Raw genomic sequence first — 16409 nt, forward strand, 5'->3', positions numbered from 1 at the left:
GAATGCACTGCTCAGACCCGGGAGGCCTGAAGAATGACCTGGAACGATCCGACGTCGCACGTTCCCACCGCTCCGTTCGAAGCGCCGGCTCCGATCGGCCCCGCGCAGACTCCGCCCGCCACGGGTGACGCGAAGCCGAAGAAGCGCAGCAAGTGGGTGAGCGTCGGGGTCCCGGTCGCCGCGGCGGTGTTCGCCTTCGCGCTCGGTTCTGGCGCGGGCTCCTCGGGAGCGCAGACCGAGCTCGCCGACCTGCGCACCGATCAGACCTCGCTCACGAAGCAGGTCGAGACCGCGAAGAGTACCGCGCAGGAGTCCCGGAAGCAGCTCGCGGCCGTCGAGACCAAGCTCGACGAACGCGAGACGCAGGGCACGAAGCTCACCGAGCAGGCCGAGGCTCAGACGAAGAAGATCACCGAGCTGACGACGGCGAACAGCAAGCTCACCTCTGAGAACGGCAAGCTGCAGGCTCGCGTGACCGAGCTCGAATCCGCCACCTCGGCGCCCGCGCCGCTCGCCGCGCAGGCGCCCCAGGCGGATGCTCCGGCACCGTCCACCGTCTACTTCAAGAACTGCGCGGCGGCCCGCGCTGCCGGTGCAGCGCCCGTGCACCGGGGCGATCCCGGATACGGCGCTCACCTCGACCGGGACGGTGACGGGATCGGCTGCGAGTAGTCTTCGCGCTGCGGGCTCGCACCGTGCCGCCCCGAGCTGACCGCGCGCCCAGCCCCCGGGAATAGCCTGGAGAGCGTCCGCGCTGCACCCGACGTGCGCGCATCCGCGCGGCCACGCATCGACTCGCGAAGGAGCGTTCTCCATGACCATCGCCCGCACCCGCATCGGATCCTCGGAACTCGAGATCGCGCCCCTCGCGCTTGGCGGCAACGTGTTCGGCTGGACCGCCGACCGGGACGCCTCGTTCGGGGTGCTCGACGCGTTCGTCGCCGGCGGCGGTGACTTCATCGATACCGCCGACGGCTACTCGCACTGGGCTCCGGGAAACGGCGGCGGCGAGTCGGAGCGACTCATCGGGGAGTGGATGCGGGACCGCGGCGCGCGCGAGCGGGTCGTCATCGCGACGAAGGTCTCGACCCACCCCGAGTTCTCGGGGCTGTCCGCGGCGAACGTGCGCGCGGCGGCCGACGCGTCGCTCGAGCGGCTCGGCACCGACCGGATCGATCTCTACTACGCGCACTTCGACGACGCCGAGACGCCGCTCGCCGAGACCGTCGCCGCGTTCTCGGGGCTGGTCGATGCGGGCAAGGTCCGCGCGATCGGCGTCTCGAACTACACGGCCGAGCGGATCGACGAGTGGTTCCGCATCGCGCGGGAGGGCGGTTACCACCTGCCCGTCGCGCTGCAGCCCCACTACAACCTGATGGAGCGCGACTTCGAGACGAACGGCCTGCGCGACGCGGCCGAACGCGAAGGGCTCTCGGTGTTCCCGTACTTCTCGCTCGCGAAGGGGTTCCTCGCGGGCAAGTACCGCGACGCGATGGACGTGAACAGCGCCTCGGCGAGCCCGCGAGCCGAGGATGCGGCGGCGTACCTCGACGCGCGAGGGCTCGCGGTGCTCGCCGGCCTCGACCAGCTGGCCGAGCTGTACCGGGTCCCGGTCGCCGCGATCTCGCTCGCATGGCTGCGCCAGCAGCCGACCATCGCGGCACCGATCGCGAGCGCGCGCAACACGGACCAGCTGCCCGCCCTGCTCGACTCGCTCGAGGTCGAACTGAGCCGGGCCGAGCTCGACCTGCTGAGCACGGCGTCCGCTGATGACGATCGCTGACCCCTTCGTCGCGGCTCCGCCGGCTCCCGAACCCCTCGTCGGCCAGCGGCACTCGAACGAACCCCTCGGCGTCCGCTGGATCCACGGCTCCCCGTCGGCGAAGCACAACACCGATCCCGAGCTGCAGGTGCACTGGGTGGATCCGCACACCGCGATCCTGCGGCAGAACAAGGCGGTCGACTTCGAGGCCCCGTTCCTGTTCCTGCTGTTCGGCGAGGCGCGCGCGGCCCTGATCGACACGGGGGCGACCGCGGATCCGGAGCTGATGCCGCTGCGGCGCACGGTCGACGATCTGATCGCCGGGTGGCTGCGTCGGCACCCCCGCCCGGAGTACGAGCTGGTGGTGCTGCACACCCACGCGCACGGCGATCACGTCGCGGGCGATGCGCAGTTCACGGATCGGCCGCGCACCGTGGTGGTCCCGGCCGATCGCACGGCCGCCTGGGCGTTCCTCGGCATCCGCGACGGACTCACGGGTGCCGAGCCCGACGCCGAGCCGGGGCGGCTCGAGCTCGGAGGCCGCAGTCTGCGCGCCATCGGCGCACCCGGGCACGAGCGGTCGGCGGTCGTATTCTTCGACCCCTGGACCGGGTTCCTGCTGACGGGCGACACCGTCTACCGGGGCCGGCTCTACGTGGACGACTGGGCGTCCTACTCGCGCACCATCGACCGGCTGATCGCGTTCGCGGAGGAGTATCCGGTGACCCAGGTGATCGGCTGCCACATCGAGATGACCTCCGAGCCGGGCGTCGACTACCCGATCCGCACGACCTACCAGCCGGACGAGCCGCCGCTCGAGCTTCCGCCGGAGGTACTGGGGCGGATCCGGGCCGTGCTCGATGAGGTGGGGGACGCGCCCGCGCGCCGGATCGACGCCGACTTCATCGTCTGGCCCACCGAACCCGGGGAGTGATCCGCTCGAGCCCTCGCGTCGCGTCGCTCACCGAAACACCGCGTTCCCCGCGAGACGCCACGGTGCAGACCGGTGCCTCGGCGGGAGAGCGGCGTCTCGGCCGGGCGGGGCGGGGATTCTCGCCGCACTGGGAGAATGGGCGGGTGACTGAGAACGCCGAGCCCGCCGACGGCCCAGAGCCGCCCGCGAGCCATCCCGAACGCACCACCGCAGGCGTCGGCCCCTGGCCGGGCGGCCCCGAGGCCTGGCCCGACGACGAGCGCTTCGACCCCGAACTGCTGGAGCACGGCGACTCCCGCAACGTGATCGACCGCTACCGGTACTGGCGCATGGAGGCGATCGTCGCCGACCTCGACGAGCACCGGCACCCGTTCCACGTGGCGATCGAGAACTGGCAGCACGACATGAACATCGGCTCGATCGTGCGCAGCGCGAACGCTTTCGGCGCGGACACCGTGCACATCGTGGGCCGACGGCGCTGGAACAAGCGGGGTGCCATGGTGACCGACCGCTACCAGCACGTGCAGTACCACGCCGATGTCGCCGAGCTCGCCGCGTGGGCCGAAGCGAACGGGCTGCCGATCATCGCCATCGACAACGTGCCCGGCTGCGTTCCGGTCGAGACCTTCGCGTGGCCCGAGCGCTGCATCATGCTCTTCGGGCAGGAAGGGCCCGGTCTGACGGACGAGGCGGTGGCGGCAGCCGAGGCCGTGGTCGAGATCACGCAGTACGGATCCACGAGATCCATCAACGCCTCGGCGGCGGCCGCGGTGTCGATGTTCAGCTGGGTGACGCAGCGCTCGGCGCTCGTGCCGGGCGGGCCGTCCCGCCCGGAGGCGGGGCGTGAGAGCGCGCCGCTCCAGCGATAAAGTTATCAAGATTCATCCGGCTGATAAAGTTATCGAATGAGGAGCTCGCTCAACAACCCGTTCAGCCCCGGATCCGACATCGTCCCCGAGGTCTGGGCCGGCCGCAGCGAGCAGCTGAGCGACTGGCGCGATATCGTGCGGCCGCGTCGGATCGTCGGACTTCCCGAGCGGGGGCGCACGATCCTCGGCGAGCCCGGGCTGGGCAAGTCGTCCCTGGTGCGCCGCATCGCGCAGACCGCCGCGGCGCACGGGGACTGGGTGACGCCCCAGCTCCGCATCCCCTCGGGCGCGGATCCGCTGAAGCTCGTCGCGGAGGCGATCCTGCGGCTCGCAGAGACCGCGGGACTGTCATCGAAGCCCGCGAACGAGATCGTGACGGCGCTCTCCCGGGTCCGGGCGGTCGCAGCCGCCGGGATATCGCTCACCCTGCAGGGGGCCGAAGGGCCGGATCCCTACCGGGCCCTGACCGACCTCCTCATCGAAGTCGGGCGCGCGGCGATCCGCCGAGGCGACGTCGTGGCGCTGATCCACATCGACGAGGTGCAGAACATCTCCGACGAGCACGCGCTCTCGCAGCTGCTCATCGCGCTCGGCGACGCGCTCACGCACGAGATCGAGGTCGAAGTGCCGGGCGGCAACCGGGTGCTGCGATCGTTGCCGATCGCCGTCTACCTGACCGGTCTGCCCGACTTCGAGGACATGACGGGCGCGCGCAAGGGGGCGACGTTCGCGCGGCGGTTCAAGACCACCACGCTGACGGCGATCGAGGACGAGGAGCTCGCGGAGGCGCTGCAGGGGTTCGTGCTCACCGGCTGGAGCACCGCCGCGCCGGACGGCGGGAGCGAACGGGTCCGCATGGATCCCGCGGCAGCTGCCGCGATCGTCGACCTGTGCCGGGGCGAGCCGTTCCTGTTCCAGCTCGCGGGAGAGCAGGCCTGGTACGCCGGCACCGGCCCCATCATCACCGAGGAGCAGGTGCTCGCGGGCTGGCGGAGCGCCAGCCGGGAGGCGGGCGCCCACGTCGAGCGGATCCTGAACCGGCTGCCCGAGCGGGAGAAGCAGTTCCTCGAGGCCATGGCGGACCTGCCCCCGAAGGAGCGGACGCTCACGCGGATCGCGGCCGATGCGGGCTTCGCGAAGGCGACCGACGCCGGTCCCACCGCGCAGCGCCTCGACACGGTGCGCGGGATCATCTCGCGAGGCAAGCCGTACACGTTCCGACATCGGGCGGTCGAGGCCTATCTGACGAGCGAGTGGCCCGACGCTCCGGCCGGTTCGCCCGGCGGACGCTGACCCGGGCTCAGTCGAACAGGGCCTGGCCGACGAACTCGCCCGAGCCGACCCCGCGGGGCACGGCCCAGAGCCCTGAGCCGACGTGGCGGATGTACTCGTTCAGCGCGTCGGTCTTGAGCGCGCGCTGCACGGTGACGAACGCCGACGGGTCGCTCTGGTACGAGATGAAGAAGAGGCCGGCGCCGAGCTGTCCGAGCGGGTTGTTGCCGTCGACGTAGTTGTAGCCGCGGCGCAGCAACCGGATCCCGTGGTTCTTGCTGGGGTGGGCGAGGCGCACGTGCGCCGCGATGTCGATAGCCGTGCCGCCGGAGGTCCGGGTCCGGGCGAAATCGGGCTCGGTGAACTCCCCGCCGCCCGAGAGCGGCCCGCCCTCGCCCTTGGTGCGCCCGATCACGCGCTCCTGCTCCTGCAACGTGGTGCGGTCCCACGATTCGATGGTCATGGCGATCTTGCGTGCGACCAGGTAGCTGCCGCCGCGGATCCACTCGGGTCCGTCGGCGACCCACACGTGCTGGGCGAGCGCCTTCGTCTCCTCCGCCTTCACATTGGCGGTGCCGTCCTTGAACCCGAAGAGGTTCCGCGGCGTCTCCTGCGACTGCGAGGTGGACGAGGTGCGTCCGAAGCCGAGCTGGCTCCAGACGATGCGCGCGCGGCCCATCGCGATGCGGCTGAGGTTGCGGATCGCGTGCACCGCCACCTGAGGGTCGTCCGCGCAGGCCTGCACGCACAGATCCCCGCCGGTCGTCGCAGGGTCGAGCAGGTCGAACGCGAACGAGGGAAGCGGAGCGAACGATGTGGGCATCCGCTCCCGCAGGCCGAACGGGTCGGCCTCGGTGCCGCCGCCGCGCAGCGACCGGTCGGCGAACAGCTCCCGGCCGAGTCCGAAGGTGAGCGTGAGGTTCGACGCGCTCAGCCCCTGCGCCTCGCCCGTGTCGTCGGGCGGGGCGAGCGGCGGTCCGTCGACGGCCCCCGAACCGATGTCGCGCCCGGCGGTCAGCTCGCGAGCCGCGGCGGTCCAATCGCGCAGCAGCGAGATGAGTTCGTCGCGTCCGGCGCTATGCAGCATCTCGAAGGAGGCGAAGTGCAGCCGGTCCTGTGCCGGGGTGACGATCCCGGCCTGGTGCGCGCCCTCGAACGCTACGACGCCTCGCGTCGCCCCGGCGGTGCCGGAGCCGACCGGCCCGGAGGCGAGGGCGCTGTTCGCGACCGCGCCGGCTGCCGCGCCGACGGCGAGCCCGGCCGCACCGCCGCCGAGCATGCCGAACAGCGCGCGGCGGGAGGGCTGCGGCGCGGACTCCTCCGGAGTCCGCGGGCCGTCCTGCGGGTGCGGCTCCTGCGGCAGCTCGGGGCGTGTGGGGTCGGACATCGTCGACAGACTACCGATTACTCGGACGCGGGAAGGCCGAGCACGGTGTGCGTGAGCTTCGAGAGCGGCTCGCTCAGGGCGTTGAGCTGGGCGCCGAGCTCGTTGCGGGCGTTCTGATCGACGGTGGAGTAGTCGACGAAGCCCTTTTCGTAGGAGCCGTACTGCGACAGCAGGTCGAGCATGCCGGTGAACTGGCGGTCGAGCTCGGCGACGAGCTTCTTGCCCTCGGGGCCCTTGGCCTCGGCGATCTTCTTGACCGCGTCGAATGCGACCTGCGCGCCCTCGACGTTCGCGGTGAAGTCATAGAGGTCGGTGTGGGCGAACTCGTTCTCCTCGCCGGGCAGCTTGCCGTCGGGAGCTGCGACCTCGTCGAGCAGGCCGACCGCGCCGTTGGTGATGTCGGCGAGCGAGAGCGTGAAGTCCTTGGAGTTCACGAGGTCGTGCAGCTTCGTCACATCGGCGACGAGCTTGTCGCCGACCTGCTTGCGACCGGCCTGATCGAGCGGGGCGAGCTTCTCGCCCGGGTAGTTCTTCTTGGCCTGGTCGAGCCAGAGATCCATCTCGATGCGGTGGAAACCGGTGAAGGGGAGCCCCTCGGCCTCCGCGCCGGGCTTGCGGTAATCGATCGCCGGGTCGAGATCGCCGAACTGCTCGGCGGTGGGCTCGATGCGCTCGTAGTTCACGCGGGCCAGCGGGAACAGCTTGCGCGCCTCGTCGTCCTTGCCGGCCTCGTAGGCGTCGACGAACTTCTGCACGTTGGGCAGCAGCTCGCTGGCCTGCGCCTTGACGTAGCCGACGTACGAGGCGACGGCGGCATCCGCCGCCTTCTGCTCGTCGCCGTCGAGCGCGGTGGCCTTGCCGGTGACCGCGAAGGCGGCCTGGCCCACGTTCGCGCCGACCATGCCCGGCTTGCAGGCGGTGAAGTAGCTGCCGGGATCGGCGACGACGGTCAGGTCTCGGGTACTGTTCGGTGCGATGTTCTCGACCTCGCCCACGATGGAGAGCTTGTTCTCGCCGAGCAGGTAGAACTCGGTGACCTTGTCGCTCGTGTTCTTCACCCGGAAGGTGACGGGACCGCTCGGGGCTTCGGCCTTGGACACGGTGCAGGCATCGGAGGTCGCGGTGACGTCGAGCACCGTGGTGGCTCCGCCCGCGGTTCCGGCGTTCGGCACGCAGCCGGTGAGGAGGGCGGCGACGGCGATGCCGGCCGTTCCGAGTGCGAGCGGGGCGGTGGTGCGTCGGGCGAGGCGGAGGGTCATCGGGGGTCCTGTTCTGTAGGAGGGATCGGAGTGCGGGGTCGCGCGATGCGCCGATGCCGTCGGGCACCGGGTGAGCGCGGCGCCGTTAGGGGAGAGCGGGGGCGGCGGTCGGCTCGGCGGGCTCGGCGGGAGCCGAAGCGGGCTGGGAGCCGGTCGCGGGCTGGGGGCGGGTGCGCAGGAGGAACCAGGTGAGGGTCGGGATCAGGTAGAGCGCCCAGACCAGCACCTCGAGCTTCGTCATATCCGGCGAGAACCCGAGCGTGCCCTTGAGGATCACGCCGAGCCAGCCGTCGGGCGCGATCACGTGCGAGAGCTGGAACGCCCAGGCCGATTCGCCGTACCACGAAGCGATGAAGGCGCCCGCTCCGGGAGGCGCTGGGGCGAAGGGGCCGGGCAGCACCGCGGCCTCCTGCAGGTCGTGGATCGCGTAGGCGAGCACGCCCGCGGTGAAGACGACGAGGATGGCGCCGCTCCAGCGGAAGAAGCGACTGAGCCCGATGCGGAGCAGACCGCGTGAGATGGCCCAGCCGAGGGCCGCTGCGACGAGGATCCCGGCGACCGCCGCGAAGAAGCCGAGCAGTGCGTCGGTTCCCGTGGCCCGGGTGGTCGCCCAGATGAAGAGCGCGGTCTCGATGCCCTCGCGGCCGACGGAGAGCAGTGCGACGGCGACGATGCCCCAGCCGGTTCCGCCGATGACCGCGTCCAGGCGGCCGCGGAGCTCGCCGCTCATGCTGCGCGATGCCCGCGCCATCCACATGATCATCCAGGTGACCATCACGACGGCGAGCAGCGAGAGACTGCCCCCGATGATCTCCTGCGCCCGGAACGAGAGCCCGTAGGCGCCGTAGGTGAGGATCGCGCCGACGGCGAGGGAGATGCCGATGGCGACGCCGACGCCGAGCCAGATCCGGACGACGACGTCCTTGCGATCGAGCTTGCGCGCGTACGCGATCAGGATTCCGACGATGAGTGCGGCTTCGAGGCCTTCGCGGAGGCCGATGAGGAAGGTGCCGAGCATGGAGCGTGGATCTCTCGTGAGGGTGGTTCTTCGGGTGCACCGGCACGGAGATGTCGGGGCGGATGCGGCGGTGCGCCGCGTGGGCGTCACTCGGGTTCGCCGAAGCGATCCCGACGCCGGCGTCCTTCATCAGATGTTAGTGAGTCGAGCCTCATTTGCCAAGATCGAGTGCTGTGAATCCTGCGCCGTCATGCGGATCCGGACGTATCCTGAGGGCAACCGGTCGCGACCGGCCGAGCCGCGGCCGCACGTGAGGTGAGTGCGATGAAGCAGAAGAAGCGGGACCGGCCGTACGCCGCGACCCGGCACGACGCCGGCACCGGGCAGGGAACCGTGCACGACCCGCACTACGGGTGGAGCACCCTCGACCACCCCGTGCTGGACGGTTCGACCGAGTCGAAGCGCGCGCAGGCCAAGGTCGAGAATGCCTACCGAGGCGTCGAGGATCCCTCGTTCGTGCACGGGATCCGCAAGCACGGACTCGGCGTAGCGGATCCGCCCTCGGGCGTCCGCGGGCTCAGGCCGAACTGATCGCCAGTATCGGCGCGGTCGTGGGGGCTCCCGTCGGGGAGCCGCCGCGTTCCTCGACGGTCACTGCCAGCGTGTCGCCGGGGTGGAAGTCCTTCGCGATCACCGCCGCGCGCGAGCCGTCGGGCCGCACGACCCCGAGCGAGATGGGCCGATCGCCGCGTACGATCCACAGCTCGTAGTCGTGTCCGGAGGCCGCCTTCGGCAGGTCGTCCAGCACGAGCACCGCCCGGCGCTCCGCGTCCGACCAGTGCAGAGTGCCGCGTGCCGCCGCATCGGAGGTCCCCGTCGCGCTGCGCGCATCGGGGGCGGCTTCGACGCGCTCCAGCGCCGTGGCGACCGGATCCTGCGGGAACAGGCTCTCGCGCACCCAGGGAGAGAGCCCGAGGCTCAGCAGCACGGCGATCGACGCCGCGAGCGCGAACCAGCCGGCGCGTCCGCGCGTGCGGCGGGGGGCGTCCGGCGTCGGGGCCCCGGCTCGTTCCGGCTCCGGCGCTGCGGGGGACTCCGAAGCCGAGTGGGACCCGTCCCGTGCTTGGGGGAGCCCCGCGATACCGTCGAGGATCGATGCGCGCACCGATGCGGGAGGCACGACCTCCGGCACCGATCCGCCGAGGTCGGCCGCTGCCTCGCGGTCGGCGTCGAGGACCGCGCGCCACTCGGGGTGCGCCTCCAACGCCTCGGCGAAGGCGAGTTCCTCGTCGGGCGACAGTGCGCCGAGCGCGTGCGCCGCGGAGAGCTCGCGGAATTCCTGCTCGTTCATCGCGGTGCCTCCAATACGCTCCGAAGCCGGGTGAGCCCGTCCCTGATCCTGGTCTTCACGGTGCCGAGGGGTGCCCCGACGATCACCGCGATCTCGCGCTGACTGTATCCGCCGAAGTAGGCGAGCACGAGCGCTCGCCGCTGGGGCTCCGGGAGCTCGTCGAGCCCGTGCACGGCGCGGGCGCCGTCGATCCGCAGCTCAACGTCCTCGGCGATGCTCGGGGCCGGCTCCGCGATCTCCCGAGCGCCCACCAGCAGGTCGCGACGCCGCGCCGCCTGCGCGGAGCGCACCCGATCGACCGCCCGGCGATGGGCGATGGTGAGGATCCAGGCGCGGGCCCGGCCGCGGTCGGGGTCGAAACCCGAGGCCGTCTGCCAGGCTTCGAGGAACACCTCCTGCAGCACCTCCTCGCTCTGCGAGCGGTCGAGGAGGATCCGCAGGATGAGTCCGAAGGCGCGCGCCGCGAGCAGATCGTAGAACTCGGCGAAGGCGGCGCGGTCGCCGGTTCCGGCGCGCGCGAGGGCGTCGTCGGCAGGATCGGCGCGCTCGCCGTCCTCCGGAACTTCGACTCCGTCGATCACCATCTCACCCAGCATGCCGCATCCACCCCCGTTCGTCATCGAAGCCGCGTCGCTCACCCGAAGGTGAACGAGTACACCTGGACGCCGCGGGGCACGCTGAGCCGCAGCGAGCCCGACGTGTCCTGCGTGGTCTGCAGCAGGCGGTACGACCGCGGAGTCCCGCTGACCGCGATGTCCCGCGTCGAGCCGTCGGGCAGGGTCGCGGTCAGCGTGCCGTCGCCCGAGACGACGACCCGCACCTCGCGGGCATGGAAGTCGAGGCGAACGGTGCCGCCTGCGGCGTCGGCCGGGGTCGCGAACTGCGTCTCCACCGTCCACCGGCCGTCGAGCGCGAAGGTGTCGCGATCCTGCTTCGCGGGGAACCCGAAAGCTCCTGTGCCCTGCTCGTACGCCTCGGCGCCGCCGAAGTTGCGGTCCTTCGACGAGCCGAGGAACGTCTCGGGCGTCGTGCTGCCCGTCTTCGGCGTTCGGTCGGCCACCTCGGTCGCCTTCGGCAGCGAGGCACTCGGATCCGCGTCGCGCAGCAGCTCCCGGATCATCCGCTCGGTCGTGGCGTAGTCGCCCTCGCCGAACGAGATGTGCCGGACCGTGCCCTTCGCGTCGATGAGGTAGTGCGCCGGCCAGTACCGGTTGCGATAGGCGGTCCAGGTCGCGAGCGAGTTGTCGAGCGCGACGGGGTACTCGATCCCGAACCCCTTCGCCCCCGCCGCGACGTTGGCGGGATCCTTCTCGAACGCGTACTCGGGGGAGTGGACGCCGATCACGGTGAGGCCGGCGTCGCGGTAGGCTCGATCCCACGCGACGACGTGCGGGATCGAGCGCTGGCAGTTGATGCAGGAGTAGGCCCAGAAGTCGACCAGCACCACCCGGCCGCGCAGCGAGGCGAGGTCGACGGGCTTGCCGCCCGGGGTGTTGATCCAGCCGGTGAGTCCGCGCAGCGCGGGGGCTGTGCCGCAGTCGCGCAGCTCCGGGGCGTCGTTGCCGCACTTGGAGAGATCGCGGTTCTCGTCGGTGACCAGGCCGCCGAGGTTCAGGGCGCTGCGCCCGGCGTCGCTGTCGGCCAGGTCCTTCTGCAGTCCGGCCGTGTAGTCGGGCACGAGCCGCTGCAGTACCTGGGGGAGGTCGAAGGCGAGCCCCACCGCGAGCGCGATCAGCGCGATGCCTCCGGTGATACGGATGGCGCGTTCGCGCTTGCGGAAGCCGCGGATCCGCTGGGCCACGCTGCGCCCGGCGAGTGCGAACACGAGCAACGGGATGGCGACGCCGATCGCGAAGGCGAGGGTCAGCAGGACCGTGCCGGGACCGACGGTCCCCGTCGACCCGGCCACCACGATCGCGGCGAGCACGGGGCCGGCGCAGGGTACGAACACCGTGCCGAGCGCCAGACCGGTGCCGAAGCCGGAGCCTCCCTCGTCGACCCGACGGCGAGGGAGACGCTGGAACGGGCGTTCGAGCAACTGCTCGAACCCCGGGAAGAGCATGCCGACGCCGATCAGCAGGAGCACGGCGACGCCGGCCCAGCGGATCGTGCTCTGCGGCAGGCCGATCAGGCTCAGCAGCAGCGAACCGAGCAGCGTCACGACCGAGAAGCTCACGACCAGACCGGCGATGATCCAGTAGGGTCTCGCCCGTTTCGCCGGGATCACCTCGGGCCGTTCGCCGGGACGCGCCGGTTTGGCGCCGGCCGTGAGGAAGATGACGGGGAGCACGGGAAGGATGCACGGCGAGATCCCGGTGATGAGGCCGCCGAGCAGTCCGATGAGCACGATATCCATGAGTTCTCCTCCTGTTGCCGAGCTATTCGGAGCGCCGGGTCGATCGGATTGGCGGAGCTCGCGAAAAAACTTCCACCGATCTCCCATCCGTTCCGCGATCCGCTCCGAACGACCTCACAAGCCGCGAAGAATCGCGGTCCCGAGACCCGAGGAGGGGCCATGTTCACTCAGAAGAAGACCGTCGGTGCCGCATTCGCACTGCTGCTGATCAGTGCCGCGACGCTCACCGGATGTTCCATGGGGGCGTCGACGGACAGCGGAGCGAAGACCGAGACGTCGCAGTCTCCGTCGAAGGAGAGCACGCCGAGCACGAGCAGCACGAAGATGGATCCCTCGGCGAACCTCGTCGGGCCCGGATGCGCGGCTTACGCGAAGCAGGTGCCGTCCGGTGCCGGATCGATCCAGGGAATGTCGCAGGATCCGGTCGCGGTCGCGGCCTCGAACAACCCGATGCTCAAGACCCTCGTCGCCGCGGTCAGCGGCAAGCTGAACTCGAAGGTGAACCTGGTCGACACGCTCAACGGGAGCGAGTTCACCGTGTTCGCCCCGGTCGACGACGCCTTCGGCAAGATCGATGCGGCGACCATCGACAAGCTCAAGACCGACGACGCGCTGCTGACCTCGATCCTGACCTACCACGTGGTGCCCGGCCAGATCGAGCCGTCGAAGATCGATGGCACGCACAAGACCGTGCAGGGCGGTGAGCTCACCGTCACCGGCTCGGGCGACAGCCTCAAGGTCAACGGCGCGAACGTGATCTGCGGCGGAGTGCAGACCGCCAACGCCGTGGTCTACCTGGTCGACGGCGTGCTGATGCCGCCGGCCGACGCCAAGCAGTAACGCGGAAACCGACGCGGAGGCCGGTGCTCGTCAGCTGACGGGCACCGGCCTCCGGCGTGCTCGGTCCCGGAGCGGTTCGGCCGCCGGCGCCGCTCAGGCGGGTTCCACCAGCGGCACGACCCGCTCGACGAAGCGGATCGCGTTCGCCGGATCCTCCGTGTCCGGGCGCCAGGAGAGGTGCGTCACCGAACCGTTCGCCGCCGCACCCGGGTAGTCGGAGAGGTCGCGTCGGCAGGCCCGCTTCACGACGGCGTTGATGAGGGCGCCGTGGCTGACGGCGACCAGGACTCCGCCCGGGGCGATCGCGACGGCGTGCGCCTGCAGCGCGCGGTGCGCGCGGGCGACGAGATCGAGCTTGGACTCCGCGCCGGGCACGTGGCCGTCGGGGAAGCGGCTCTCGAACTCCGGCCAGAGCATGCCCTCCGCGATCCCGAACCCCTGCTCGGTGAGGTCGGCGTCGAGCGCGGGCGTGGGGAGGCCGAGCGCGTCCGCGATCCGCTCCGCCGTGACGGCGGCCCGGCGGAGGGGGCTCGAGACGATGCGGAGCGGCGCGTGCGCGCGGAGCAGTTCCGCTGCGAGCACCGCGTCCAGGCGGCCCTGCTCGTCGAGCTCGATGTCGGTGCGGCCCTGGATCCGGCCGGCGACGTTCCAGGGCGTGCGACCGTGCCGCACCAGCAGGATCGTGACCGGCGGTTCGCTCATGCTCCAACGGTAGCGGGGGCCGGGGCCGATGTGCAGGCCCCGACCCCCGCTCCCCGGATCAGACGTTCCGTCGACGGCGGAGCAGCAGCCCGCCGCCCGCCGAGGCGAGTGCGAGCGCGGCGCCCGCCGCGGGCAGCAGCGACTCGGCACCGGTCTTCGCGAGTCCGTCGCCCTCGCCCGTGCCGGAACCCGTTCCCGGCCCGGTGCTCGGCGGGGTGTTCGGACCCGTGGTGGGCTTCGGGGTCGGACGCTCGGTCGGCGTCGGCTTCGGCGTGGGCGTCCCGGCCGCGCGGTAGGCCTCGACTGCTGCATCGAGCTCGTTCGCCGCCGCGTCGATGCCGGTCTGGGGCACGTTCAGGCGCTCGGAGACGCCGGCTGCCGAGCGCTGCGCCGTGCGCAGGCGATCCGCGACCGCTCGGGTGTCGTCCTTCGCCCGGTCGACGACGGGCTTCGCGGCATCGAGCGCGGCGGTGAGCGGAGCGCGATCCACCGCCGTGACGAGCTGCCGCAGTGCCGAGGTGCCCTCGACGATCTGCGCGGCGGCCGCGTCGACCTCGTCCTGGGTCGCGGGCCCCGCGGCGGCGCGAGCGGCGGCGCCGTTCGCGCTCGCCGATGCACCGGCCGCGTCGATCTGCGCCGTCAGCTGGGAGATGCGGTCGCGCGCGGCAGCCGGGTCCGCGATCGCGAAGCCGAGGTCCGCGGCCTGCGCGGGGGTCTCGTCGCCGAGTACCCGCGACGCGGTGCCGATCAGCTCCTGCGCCTTCGGGATCGCGGCGTCGAGGGCGGCGCGGTCGAGCGCACCCGCCACGAACCGGAAGGTGCGCGGTGCGCTCGCGTTGCGGTAGGAGTCGTAGGCGACGAGCGTGGCCTCGTACTCGCGACCCGCGACGAGCGGGCTCGGTGCGACGGGCTGGTTCGTCTTGCCACCGCCGCGCAGCGCGAGCGGGATGTCGAGCGCGGCCGGACGAGGCGTGAACACGTAGTCGGCTGCGAGGCGGTCGTTCCCTCCGACGAGGTTCACGGTCGTCCCCGCGGCGACGTCCTTCAGCGCGAGGGAGTAGTCGTTCACGAACTGGTCGTCGGCGGCCTGCGGCAGACGGAGCACGGGGCCGGTCGCGGTCTGGCGCACGGTCGGCTGCTCGGTGCCCCAAGCCGGGGCCGAGGCGTTGCGATTCGCCCGGGTGTAGACGAACTTCGATTTGATCTCGGCAGGGGTCGCGCCGCGTCCGATGACCCAGCTGGGGCCCGCGAGGGTGCCGGTGGAGCGGAACGGCGGGTTCTGCTGGAAGCCCCACTTCCCGGCGTCGTCATAGGTGCGGCCGGCATCGGCGGCGTAGTTGATCCGGTCGACCTCGACGCGGTCGCCGTAGACCTCGACCAGCACGGACTGCGCGGTCGGGATCGTGTGCTCCTTCGCGAGCCCCGAGCCGAACGCCTGGTACATGCTGTCGATCTCCTCGTACGACATCGATCCCTCGTTGACCGAGGTGAAGGTGTCCTGGTGGATCGACCGCTCGTCGGAGATGTTCAGGTGCGAGTGGCCCGAGAAGAAGACCACCTGCGGGAAGTCGTCGAGGTTGGTCTTGAGACCCGGGTTCGAGGTTTGCGCGCCGTCCCATACGGTGTTCGGGATCGGGCGGTGGCCGAAGACGAAGATCGGCTGGCCCTGCGTCGCGGGATCCTTCGAGATGGCGCTCAGGCGCCCGTACAGCCAGGTGGCCTGCGCCGAGGTCCACGACTCCGTGTTCACGACGAACGCCGGGAAGCCGCCGATCTTCGTCTCGTAATAGCCCGTGCCGTCGAACTGCGGGAACCAGTCCTTCGGGTACTGCGCCGCCATGCGGTCCACGTAGTCGTCGTGATTGCCGAAGGTCACGAGCACGTTCGTGTCCGTCATGCCGGTGCGCGCGAGGTTCTGCTCGAGCATGGCGCGCGGGAACCGGTGGTCGGCGGCGGTGTCGTGGTTGTTGTCGTTGATCTGGTCGCCGTTCGACACGATCGCGTCGGGCCGCGGCGCGATCCGCTTGAGGGTGTCGAAGTAGCCCTCCCACTTCTTCACGAGAGCGGGGGAGTCGGACGAGAGGTGGATGTCGCTCATCACCGCGAACTGCGCGAGCGGCTGCTCGGCGGTCTTGATCAGATAGCCGCGCACGGTCGGGGCGCTCGCCGTCGTCGGAGTGAACGCGATCGCCGTGAGGTTCGCGGAGCGATCGATGCGGATCGGGCCGGAGTATGCCGTGCTCGCCCGCGTCGGCATCGTGCCGTCCAGGGTGTATCGGATCTCGGCACCGGGCGCGGCGGTGAGGGTCACGGACTGCGCCCCCGTGTAGCGGCCGGTCTCGAGGCTCGCGGCCGGTCCCGCCGCCGCGGTCTCGGGCGCGGCCCACGCGACCGCGCCGGTTCCGGCGGTCGCGGTCCCCGCGGCGAGCAGGATCGCTCCTCCGAGTGCCAGTGTCGTTCCCCATCTGCTGCGCATCGCGCCTCCTCGCTTTCGGCGACGGCGCACCGTCGCGGGTGCGGCGGTGCGCCGCGCCAGGGACCAGGTTCCTGAGCGGAGACCAACGAGTTGTATATACACCCTTCACGGGGCGCGAATTCTCGATGAACGCGCAGCCGGGATGTTCACCGGCTGTTCCCGCTCCGCGGGTGGCGAAGTCGGGGCCGCGCCCTCGGGCTCGTGCGCGCGACGGCGGGACGCGGAGCGGTGCGAGGCTCAGGG

At 71.2% G+C, this 16409-nt stretch carries 15 protein-coding genes; 7 read left to right on the plus strand and 8 right to left on the minus strand.

The genetic code is table 11. From position 1 onward, the window contains the following. Window positions 1–33: 33 nt before the first annotated feature. From BMH31_RS15565 to BMH31_RS08665, 5 genes are all read left to right on the plus strand, one after another. Entirely contained in the window at window positions 34–672 is a 639-nt protein-coding gene (locus BMH31_RS15565; RefSeq protein ID WP_199068255.1) for an excalibur calcium-binding domain-containing protein, read from the plus strand. Window positions 673–814: 142 nt separating this feature from the next. After that, window positions 815–1783 (plus strand): aldo/keto reductase, encoded by a 969-nt coding sequence (locus BMH31_RS08650; protein ID WP_099723370.1) that lies wholly within the window; start codon window positions 815–817, stop codon window positions 1781–1783. Next, window positions 1770–2696, plus strand: coding sequence for an MBL fold metallo-hydrolase (locus BMH31_RS08655; RefSeq protein ID WP_099723369.1), 927 nt, complete (start codon window positions 1770–1772; stop codon window positions 2694–2696). The genes BMH31_RS08650 and BMH31_RS08655 overlap by 14 nt, the downstream gene beginning before the upstream one ends. 143 nt (window positions 2697–2839) lie before the next feature. Next, window positions 2840–3565 (plus strand): TrmH family RNA methyltransferase, encoded by a 726-nt coding sequence (locus BMH31_RS08660; protein ID WP_099723368.1) that lies wholly within the window; start codon window positions 2840–2842, stop codon window positions 3563–3565. Between the two features lie 36 nt (window positions 3566–3601). Then, a complete protein-coding gene (locus tag BMH31_RS08665; RefSeq protein ID WP_099723367.1) occupies window positions 3602–4858 on the plus strand; it encodes an ATP-binding protein in 1257 nt (418 codons plus the stop codon). Window positions 4859–4865: 7 nt separating this feature from the next. Here the strand turns inward: BMH31_RS08665 and efeB are convergent, their stop codons facing one another. From efeB to efeU, 3 genes are all read right to left on the minus strand, one after another. Further along, window positions 4866–6224, minus strand: a complete 1359-nt coding sequence (efeB, locus tag BMH31_RS08670) for an iron uptake transporter deferrochelatase/peroxidase subunit (RefSeq protein WP_099723366.1) — start codon at window positions 6222–6224, stop codon at window positions 4866–4868. Window positions 6225–6241: 17 nt separating this feature from the next. Further along, on the minus strand, window positions 6242–7483 hold the full coding sequence (gene efeO / locus BMH31_RS08675; protein WP_099723365.1) for an iron uptake system protein EfeO: 1242 nt from the start codon (window positions 7481–7483) through the stop codon (window positions 6242–6244). 85 nt (window positions 7484–7568) lie between these two features. Beyond that, window positions 7569–8501, minus strand: coding sequence for an iron uptake transporter permease EfeU (gene efeU, locus BMH31_RS08680; RefSeq protein ID WP_099747334.1), 933 nt, complete (start codon window positions 8499–8501; stop codon window positions 7569–7571). Window positions 8502–8765: 264 nt separating this feature from the next. Between efeU and BMH31_RS08685 the strand changes: the two genes are divergently transcribed. After that, on the plus strand, window positions 8766–9032 hold the full coding sequence (locus BMH31_RS08685; protein WP_099723363.1) for a hypothetical protein: 267 nt from the start codon (window positions 8766–8768) through the stop codon (window positions 9030–9032). Here the strand turns inward: BMH31_RS08685 and BMH31_RS08690 are convergent. From BMH31_RS08690 to BMH31_RS08700, 3 genes are read right to left on the minus strand one after another with little or no spacing between them, the layout of a single operon-like run. Continuing rightward, entirely contained in the window at window positions 9019–9792 is a 774-nt protein-coding gene (locus tag BMH31_RS08690) for an anti-sigma factor (protein WP_099723362.1), read from the minus strand. The two genes, BMH31_RS08685 and BMH31_RS08690, sit on opposite strands and share 14 nt — an antisense overlap. Continuing rightward, on the minus strand, window positions 9789–10388 hold the full coding sequence (locus BMH31_RS08695; protein ID WP_241898203.1) for a sigma-70 family RNA polymerase sigma factor: 600 nt from the start codon (window positions 10386–10388) through the stop codon (window positions 9789–9791). Before BMH31_RS08695 ends, BMH31_RS08690 begins: the two co-directional genes overlap by 4 nt. Before the next feature lie 38 nt (window positions 10389–10426). Next, window positions 10427–12148 (minus strand): cytochrome c biogenesis protein DipZ, encoded by a 1722-nt coding sequence (locus tag BMH31_RS08700; RefSeq protein ID WP_099723361.1) that lies wholly within the window; start codon window positions 12146–12148, stop codon window positions 10427–10429. 159 nt (window positions 12149–12307) lie between these two features. On the opposite strand from BMH31_RS08700, the gene BMH31_RS08705 reads away from it, so the two are divergent. Next, the gene (locus tag BMH31_RS08705; RefSeq protein WP_099723360.1) at window positions 12308–12988 is read left to right on the plus strand and encodes a fasciclin domain-containing protein; all 681 of its coding nucleotides are present in this window, start codon (window positions 12308–12310) and stop codon (window positions 12986–12988) included. Window positions 12989–13081: 93 nt separating this feature from the next. On the opposite strand, the gene BMH31_RS08710 is transcribed toward BMH31_RS08705, so the two are convergent. Next, entirely contained in the window at window positions 13082–13690 is a 609-nt protein-coding gene (locus tag BMH31_RS08710) for a histidine phosphatase family protein (protein WP_143469830.1), read from the minus strand. Between the two features lie 58 nt (window positions 13691–13748). After that, window positions 13749–16166 carry a chitobiase/beta-hexosaminidase C-terminal domain-containing protein gene (locus tag BMH31_RS08715; protein ID WP_099723358.1) on the minus strand — a complete coding sequence of 806 codons (2418 nt, stop codon included), beginning with the start codon at window positions 16164–16166 and terminating at the stop codon, window positions 13749–13751. Window positions 16167–16409: the final 243 nt, after the last annotated feature.

This window comes from Leucobacter sp. OLIS6, assembly GCF_002752355.1.
In the GTDB taxonomy this organism is placed as follows: Bacteria; Actinomycetota; Actinomycetes; order Actinomycetales; family Microbacteriaceae; genus Leucobacter.

Excerpts from the sequence above, each read along its gene's own strand:
- BMH31_RS15565 (WP_199068255.1), top strand. The coding sequence starts at position 34 with ATGACCTGGAACGATCCGACGTCGCACGTTCCCACCGCTCCGTTCGAA.
- BMH31_RS08650 (WP_099723370.1), top strand. The coding sequence starts at position 815 with ATGACCATCGCCCGCACCCGCATCGGATCCTCGGAACTCGAGATCGCG.
- BMH31_RS08655 (WP_099723369.1), top strand. The coding sequence starts at position 1,770 with ATGACGATCGCTGACCCCTTCGTCGCGGCTCCGCCGGCTCCCGAACCC.
- BMH31_RS08665 (WP_099723367.1), top strand. The coding sequence starts at position 3,602 with ATGAGGAGCTCGCTCAACAACCCGTTCAGCCCCGGATCCGACATCGTC.
- efeB (WP_099723366.1), bottom strand. The coding sequence starts at position 6,224 with ATGTCCGACCCCACACGCCCCGAGCTGCCGCAGGAGCCGCACCCGCAG.
- efeO (WP_099723365.1), bottom strand. The coding sequence starts at position 7,483 with ATGACCCTCCGCCTCGCCCGACGCACCACCGCCCCGCTCGCACTCGGA.
- efeU (WP_099747334.1), bottom strand. The coding sequence starts at position 8,501 with ATGCTCGGCACCTTCCTCATCGGCCTCCGCGAAGGCCTCGAAGCCGCA.
- BMH31_RS08685 (WP_099723363.1), top strand. The coding sequence starts at position 8,766 with ATGAAGCAGAAGAAGCGGGACCGGCCGTACGCCGCGACCCGGCACGAC.
- BMH31_RS08690 (WP_099723362.1), bottom strand. The coding sequence starts at position 9,792 with ATGAACGAGCAGGAATTCCGCGAGCTCTCCGCGGCGCACGCGCTCGGC.
- BMH31_RS08695 (WP_241898203.1), bottom strand. The coding sequence starts at position 10,388 with ATGCTGGGTGAGATGGTGATCGACGGAGTCGAAGTTCCGGAGGACGGC.
- BMH31_RS08700 (WP_099723361.1), bottom strand. The coding sequence starts at position 12,148 with ATGGATATCGTGCTCATCGGACTGCTCGGCGGCCTCATCACCGGGATC.
- BMH31_RS08705 (WP_099723360.1), top strand. The coding sequence starts at position 12,308 with ATGTTCACTCAGAAGAAGACCGTCGGTGCCGCATTCGCACTGCTGCTG.
- BMH31_RS08710 (WP_143469830.1), bottom strand. The coding sequence starts at position 13,690 with ATGAGCGAACCGCCGGTCACGATCCTGCTGGTGCGGCACGGTCGCACG.
- BMH31_RS08715 (WP_099723358.1), bottom strand. The coding sequence starts at position 16,166 with ATGCGCAGCAGATGGGGAACGACACTGGCACTCGGAGGAGCGATCCTG.